Below are 6,826 nucleotides of genomic sequence, written 5' to 3'. Positions count from 1 at the left end.
GTGCCGGCGACCGACGCCCGTCCCGCCCCGCCCGTCCTCGCCCCCGTCCTGGAGGTCGCCCCGTGAGCCTCGCCGTCGACCGCACCGCCCTCGACCGCACCGCGCCGCCCGATCCCGCCGACGTGCTGGCCCGGCAGGCGGCCCGCGAGTCCGCCGCCCGCACCTACGCCCGGACCTTCCGCATCGTGCCGGTGCACGCCCGGGGCATGACGGTGACCGGCGCGGACGGCAGCCGCTACCTCGACTGCCTGTCGGGCGCCGGGACGCTGGCGCTCGGCCACAACCACCCGGTCGTCGTCGAGGCGGTGCAGCGCGTCATCGAGCGGGGCGCGCCCTGGCACGCCCTCGACATCGCCACCCCGGAGAAGGACGAGTTCACCGACGCGCTCTTCGCCGCGCTGCCGCCCGGGCTGGCCGGGCACGCCAAGGTGCACTTCTGCGGGCCGGCCGGCACCGACGCCGTCGAGGCCGCGCTCAAGCTGGCCCGCACCGCCACCGGCCGCAGCGGCGTGGCGGCGTTCACCGGCGCCTACCACGGGATGACCGCCGGCGCCCTGGCCGCCTCCGGCGGGGTGGCGGTCAAGGAGCCCATGACCGGCGTGGCCGCCGAGGCCACCCGGCTGCCCTACCCGCACGCCTACCGCTGCCCGTTCGGGCTCGGGGACGCCTCGGGAGAGGTGTCGGCGCGTTACGTCGAGCGGCTGCTCGACGACCCCAACGGCGGGATCGTGCCGCCCGCGGCGATGATCCTCGAGGCGGTCCAGGGCGAGGGTGGCGTCGTCCCCGCGCCGCTGCCGTGGCTGCGGGAGATGCGCCGGATCACCGCCGAGCGGGGCATCCCGCTGGTCGTCGACGAGGTGCAGACCGGGGTGGGCCGCACCGGCACCATGTGGGCGATCGACGCCGCCGGGGTGGAACCGGACGTCATGGTCCTGTCCAAGGCGATCGGCGGGAGCCTCCCCCTGGCCGTGGTGGTCTACGCCGACCACCTCGACACGTGGGCGCCCGGAGCGCACACCGGCACCTTCCGCGGCACCACCCTGGCGATGGCGGCCGGCGCCGCCACGCTGCGGCACGTGCTCGCCGAGCGGCTGCCCGAGCGGGCCGAGGTCCTCGGTCGGCGGCTGCGGGCCGGGCTGACGACCCTGGCGAGCGCCCACCCCTCGATCGGCGAGGTGCGCGGCCGCGGGCTGATGAACGGCATCGAGCTGGTCGAGCCGGACGCCGCGCCCGACGACTGCGGGGCCCGGCCGGCCGCTCCGGGGCTGGCCGTGGCGGTCCGCGCGGAGTGCCTGCGGCGGGGGCTGATCGTCGAGCTGGGCGGGCGGCACGACAGCGTCGTGCGGCTGCTGCCGCCGCTGGTGATGACCGACGAGGAGGCCGGCGCGGTCCTCGACCGCCTCGACGCCGCCCTGACCGCGGCCGAGCGGGAGCACCGGGCATGACCGCCGTCGTCCCCGGTCGACCGGCTCCCGGCGGGCTCCGCGGCTCCGGCGAGCGCGACCTGGCCGAGCTGGTGGCGCTCTCGCTCGACGCGCTCGCCGCCGGACGGGAGGCGCGGGGTGGCCCGGTCCCCGCCGGGGACCCCCGGCAGGTGGCCGCCGACGTCGACGCCGCCCTCTCCGGCGGTGTCCTGCCGCAGGCCGGGATCGGTGCGCGGGCCGCCCTCGTCGGGCTGGTGAGCACCGTCGCCGCGGGCGCCGCCGACCCGGCCGACCCCCGGTGCGCGGCCCACCTGCACTGCCCGCCGCTGCCGGTCGCGGTCGCGGCCGACCTGGCCGCCAGCGCGCTGAACCAGTCGCTGGACAGCTGGGACCAGGCGCCCGCCGCCACGGTGCTCGAGGAGCGGGTCGTCGCCGCGCTGGCCGAGCTGGCCGGCCTGCCCGGTGGCGGCGGGGTGGTGACCACCGGCGGGACGGGGTCGACCTACACCGCCCTGCTGCTGGCGCGCGACGCCGCACCGGGACCGGTCCGGCTGTACGCCGGTGCGGCCGCGCACTTCTCCGTGGAGCGGGCGGCCCACCTGCTCGGCCTGCCGGCCGTCGTCGCCGTACCGCCGGGCGCCGACCGGGCTCTGGACCCCGCCGCGCTGGCCGCCCTGCTGCGCGACGCACCGGCGGGCGAGCGCCCCGTCGTGGTCGCCACGGCCGGCACCACGGACCTGGGGACGATCGACCCGCTCCCGGCCGTGGCCGCGCTGGTCCGCCGCCACGGCGGGTGGCTGCACGTCGACGCCGCCTACGGCGGGGGCCTGCTGTTCTCCGACCGGCGTCGGCACCTGCTGGCCGGCCTCGCGCAGGCCGACAGCGTCTCCCTGGACTTGCACAAGTTCGGCTGGCAACCGGCCGCCGCCGGGGTGCTGCTGACCCGGGAGGCGGCCGCGTTCGCCCCCCTGAACCGGCGGGCGGCCTACCTCAACCCGGCGGACGACGAGGCGGCCGGGTACTCCAGCCTGCTCGGCCGGTCGCTGCGCACCACCCGCCGCGCCGACGTGCTGAAGATCGCCGTCACGCTGCGGGCGGTCGGGCAGGCCGGGCTCGGCGCGATGGTCGACGCCTGCTGCGACCTGGCGGCGTACGCCGCGGCGCGGGTGCAGGCCGAACCCCGGCTGGAGCTCGCCGCGGCCCCGGTGCTCAGCACCGTGGTGTTCCGCCACCGCGGCGGCGACGCGGTCAACGCCGGCCTGCGCCGGCGGCTGCTGCGCGAGGGGCGCGCGGTCGTGGGCCGGACCGAGCTGGACGGGCGGGTGCACCTCAAGCTCACCCTGCTCAACCCGGCGGCCACCCCGGCCGACGTCGACGCGCTGCTCGGCCTGGTCCTCGCCGCCGGCTCCGCCGAGGAGGCCGACGCGTGACCACCGCGCCCGTCCTGACCTCCCCCGCCCGGCAGGCCCGGGCCGAGGCCCTCGCCGTGCTGGTGCGCTGCTGGCTGCGGGAGACCGGCACCCCGGTGCCCGGTCCCGGCCCCGTGCGCGTGGACCTCCCGGCCACCGGGCGGGCCCTCGTGGTGGACGTCGTCCGCCGCTCCCCCAGCGGACGCCACGACCTGGGCGCCATCACCACGCCCGACGGAGCCGCCCTCGACGTCGACGCGGTCGCCGGGTGGCTCACCGCCGAGGCCGCCGCCCGCGCCGGGCTGCCCGCCGCCCACGGCGCGGACGCCCGGGCCCGGATCACCGAGTCCGCCGACCGGGCCGCGGGGTACGCGGTGCTCCGGGCCGCGGACCCCGAGGCACCGGCCGGCCTGCCGCCGTGGCTCGCCGCCGAGCAGGGACTGCTGGCCGGGCACCCCTGGCACCCGATGACCAAGAGCCGCGACGGCCTGCCCGACGCCGAGGACGCCGTCTACGCGCCCGAGGCCCGGGGCCACTTCCCGCTGCACTGGTTCGCCGCCCGGCCGGAGGTCGTCGCGACCGGCAGCGCCGCCGGCGACGTCCCCGCGCTGCTCCACGAGCTGGCCGGCGACCTGGCGGTGCCGGCGGGGTTCGTCCCGGTCCCGGCCCACCCGTGGCAGGCGGCCCGGCTGGCGGCGCGCCCCGGTGCGGCGGCCTTGCTGGAGCGCGGGGACCTGGTCGACCTGGGCCCCGCCGGGCCCCGGTGGTGGGCCACCTCCTCGCTGCGCACCGTCGCCCGCGCGGACGTGCCGGTGATGCTCAAGCTCAGCCTCGGGCTGCGGGTGACCAACAGCCGCCGGGAGAACCTGCGCGGTGAGCTGCGGCTCGGCGTCCGCACCGCCGAGCTGGTCGACGCCGGCCTCGGCGCCGCGCTGGCCGCGGCGCACCCGCACTTCGGGCTGGTCCGCGACCCGGCCTGGGTGGGGGTCGACGGACCCGACGGACCGGTCGGGCTGGACACGGTGGTGCGCGACCAGCCGTTCCGGGCGGCCGACCGGGTGGCCTGCGCCGGGGCCCTCGTCGACGCCCGCCCCGACCGGGGACGCCCGCCGGCCGCCGACCTGGTGCACGAGGTCGCGGCCAGGACCGGCCTGCCGGTGCCGCGGGCAGCGGCGCTCTGGTACCGGCGGTGGCTCGACGCCGTCGCCACGCCCCTGCTGTGGCTGCACGGCCGCTGCGGCATCGGCCTGGAGGCGCACCTGCAGAACGTGCTCGTCGGGCTGGACGGCGACGGGCTGCCCGACCGCGGCTGGTACCGGGACAACCAGGGCTGGTACGCCGCCGCCTCGCACGTCCCGGAGCTGGAGACCCTGCTGCCCGCGATCGCCGGGGACGCCGGCCTGGTGTTCGACGACGCGCTGGTCACCGACCGGGTCGTCTACTACCTCGGGGTCAACAACCTCATCGGCTGCGCCGCCGCCCTCGCCGGCGCGGGGCTCGCCGACGAGGCGGACCTGCTCGGCGTGCTGGCCGACGTGCTCCGCGGCCACCTGGCCGGGCCCTCCCCGTCCCCGGCCGCCGCGCTGCTGCTGGAGGCCGACCGGCTGCCGGTCAAGGCCAACCTGCTCACCGGCGTCGACGGCCGCGACGAGCTCGACGGCCCGGTCGCCGCCCAGTCGGTGTACGTGCAGGTCCCCAACCCGCTCAGAGAGGTGCACCCGTGAACACCCACGACCTGCTCGGGATCGGCCTGGGGCCCTTCGGGCTGTCGCTGGCCGCCCTCGCCGACGGGGTCGACGACCTCGACGCCGTCTTCCTCGACCAGCGGCCGGCCATGTCGTGGCACCCGGGGCTGCTCCTGGAGGGCGCGACGCTGCAGGTGCCGTTCCTCGCCGACCTGGTGACCCTGGTGGACCCGACCAGTCGGTGGTCCTACCTGGCCTACCTCCGGGCCCGGGGCCGGCTGTTCCGGTTCTACCTCGCCGAGCGCTTCCAGGTGCCGCGCGTGGAGTACGACGACTACCTGCGCTGGGTCGCCGAGTCGCTGCCCAGCTGCCGGTTCGGCCGGCGGGTGGACGCGGTGGAGTGGGACGGCGAGGCCTTCGTCGCCACGGTCACCGACACCGCCACGTCGCGCCGCAGCACCCTGCGCGCCCGCAACGTCGTCCTCGGCGTGGGCACCGAGCCGGTCGTCCCCGCGCCGTTCGCGGACCTGCTGGGCAAGCGCGTGGTGCACGCCGGTCAGTACCTCGACGCCCGGCCGGCCCTACTCGAGGCCGGCTCGGTGACCGTGGTGGGGTCCGGGCAGTCCGGCGCGGAGGTCTTCCTGGACCTGCTGCGCGCCCAGGGGCAGACCGGCGCGCGGCTGCGCTGGCTGACCCGCACGCCGGCCTTCGCGCCCATGGAGTACTCCAAGCTCGGCCTGGAGCACTTCACCCCGGACTACACCGCCTACTTCCACGGGCTGCCCGAGGCGACGCGGGACGCGCTGCTGCCGGCGCAGTGGCAGCTGTACAAGGGCATCAGCGCCGCCACGATCGCCGAGCTCTACGACCTGCTGTACGAGCGCACGGTCGGGGGCCGGCAGGTCGACGCGGTGCTGCAGCCGGCCGTGGCCGTCGAGGCGGCCCGCGCGGAGGGCGACGGCTACGTCCTCGAGTGCCGGCAGGTGCAGCAGGACCGCACCTTCGCCGTGCCCACCGACGCCGTCGTGCTGGCGACCGGCTACGCCGCCCGGCGGCCGGCGCTGCTCGATCCGCTGCTGCCGCTGCTGGACCTCGACGGGCGGGGCCGGTACCGGGTCGACGCCGACCACCGGGTGGCCCTGCGCTGCCGGGGCGGGCTGTACGTGCAGAACGCCGAGACGCACACCCACGGGGTCGGCGCACCCGACCTGGGGCTGGGCGCCTGGCGCAGCGCGACCATCCTCGGCGCGGTCACGGGCCGGCCGCTGGTCGACGTCCCGCAGCAGGGGGCGTTCACCACCTTCGGCACGACGTGAGGGCCCGGGTCGTCCTGGCGCTGGTCGTCGCGCTCCAGCTGGTCGCCGAGACGGCGCTGACGCCGTACTGGCCGCTGCTGCTGCGCACCCTCTTCGGGGTGGAGGAGCTCGCCGCCACCGGCACCTACCTCACCATCTGCCGCGTCGCCGGGCTGACGGCCCTCCCGCTGTGGGGGCTCGCGGCCCGCCGGTGGTCGCTGCCGCACCTGCTGGTCGCCGGGCTGCTCGGCTCGGCGGTGTTCGACCTCGGGCTCGCGCTGGCGCCGTCGCTGGCGGTGTTCACGGCCCTGTCCGCCGGGGTGGTGGCCACCGGCAGCTCCATGGTGCTGGCCTATCCGGCGCTGGTGGCGGTGGCCGACCGCGGGCGGGGCGGCGACCGGCTGTCGGCGGTCGTCGTCTACGCCGCGGTCTTCCACGCCGCGTCGGTCCTCGCCACGCTGGTCGGCGCCGGCGTGGTGGCGCTGCCGCAGCCCCGGCTCGGGCTGGCGGCCTTCGCGGTCGCCGACCTGCTCCTCGCCGTCGCGGTCTGGCGGGTGGTCGCCCGCCGCCCGGCCGCGGTGCCCGTCCCGGCCGACGAGGCCGGCACCGGACCCGCGGAGGACGCCGTCCGGCGGCGGCTGCCGGCCGGGGCGCTGCTCGGCGTGGCCGCGCTGGCCGTCCTGGTCGACCTCGGCACCGCCGTCCCCCGGCCCTTCTTCACCGAGCTCGTGCTCCGCGGCGGGGGCTCGCTGACCGCGGCCGCCGTCCTGTTCCTCCTGCCGGCCCTCGCCGGCCTCGCCGTCCTGCCAGCGGCCGGGCCGCCGGCTGCTGCCGGCCGCCGCGGGGCTGGCCGCGGCCGGGCTCGCGCTGCAGGCGCTCGGCGCCGCGCCGGGTCCGGCCGGGCTGACCGCGCCCACCGCCCGGCGGGTGGTCCTGGGCCCTTCTCGTATACCCACCTGACCCTACCGACGAACCCCTACGTGTAAACAGCTGTGGTATCGCAACTATTAAGA

Annotated in this window: 5 protein-coding genes; all 5 read left to right on the top strand. The window is 78.1% G+C overall.

What is annotated here, in order from left to right; genetic code table 11:
• Window positions 1-62: 62 nt before the first annotated feature.
• Genes CNO22_RS24860 through CNO22_RS24840 form a run of 5 tightly spaced genes read left to right on the top strand, consistent with a single transcriptional unit; the run spans window position 63 to window position 6,799 of the window.
• The gene (locus CNO22_RS24860; protein WP_100501929.1) at window positions 63-1,445 is read left to right on the top strand and encodes a diaminobutyrate--2-oxoglutarate transaminase family protein; all 1,383 of its coding nucleotides are present in this window, start codon (window positions 63-65) and stop codon (window positions 1,443-1,445) included.
• Window positions 1,442-2,854, top strand: coding sequence for a pyridoxal phosphate-dependent decarboxylase family protein (locus tag CNO22_RS24855; protein WP_100501928.1), 1,413 nt, complete (start codon window positions 1,442-1,444; stop codon window positions 2,852-2,854). Before CNO22_RS24860 ends, CNO22_RS24855 begins: the two co-directional genes overlap by 4 nt.
• Window positions 2,851-4,557, top strand: coding sequence for an IucA/IucC family protein (locus tag CNO22_RS24850; RefSeq protein ID WP_198588579.1), 1,707 nt, complete (start codon window positions 2,851-2,853; stop codon window positions 4,555-4,557). The genes CNO22_RS24855 and CNO22_RS24850 overlap by 4 nt, the downstream gene beginning before the upstream one ends.
• Complete coding sequence (locus CNO22_RS24845; protein WP_100501927.1) at window positions 4,554-5,834, top strand: lysine N(6)-hydroxylase/L-ornithine N(5)-oxygenase family protein; 1,281 nt, start codon at window positions 4,554-4,556, stop codon at window positions 5,832-5,834. The genes CNO22_RS24850 and CNO22_RS24845 overlap by 4 nt, the downstream gene beginning before the upstream one ends.
• Complete coding sequence (locus tag CNO22_RS24840; protein ID WP_100501926.1) at window positions 5,831-6,799, top strand: MFS transporter; 969 nt, start codon at window positions 5,831-5,833, stop codon at window positions 6,797-6,799. The genes CNO22_RS24845 and CNO22_RS24840 overlap by 4 nt, the downstream gene beginning before the upstream one ends.
• The last annotated feature ends 27 nt before the right edge of the window (window positions 6,800-6,826 follow it).

Origin of the sequence: Geodermatophilus chilensis (genome assembly GCF_002802985.1) — a bacterium.
Lineage (GTDB): Bacteria > Actinomycetota > Actinomycetes > Mycobacteriales > Geodermatophilaceae > Geodermatophilus > Geodermatophilus chilensis.
This window is presented reverse-complemented; position numbering and strand designations above follow the sequence as displayed.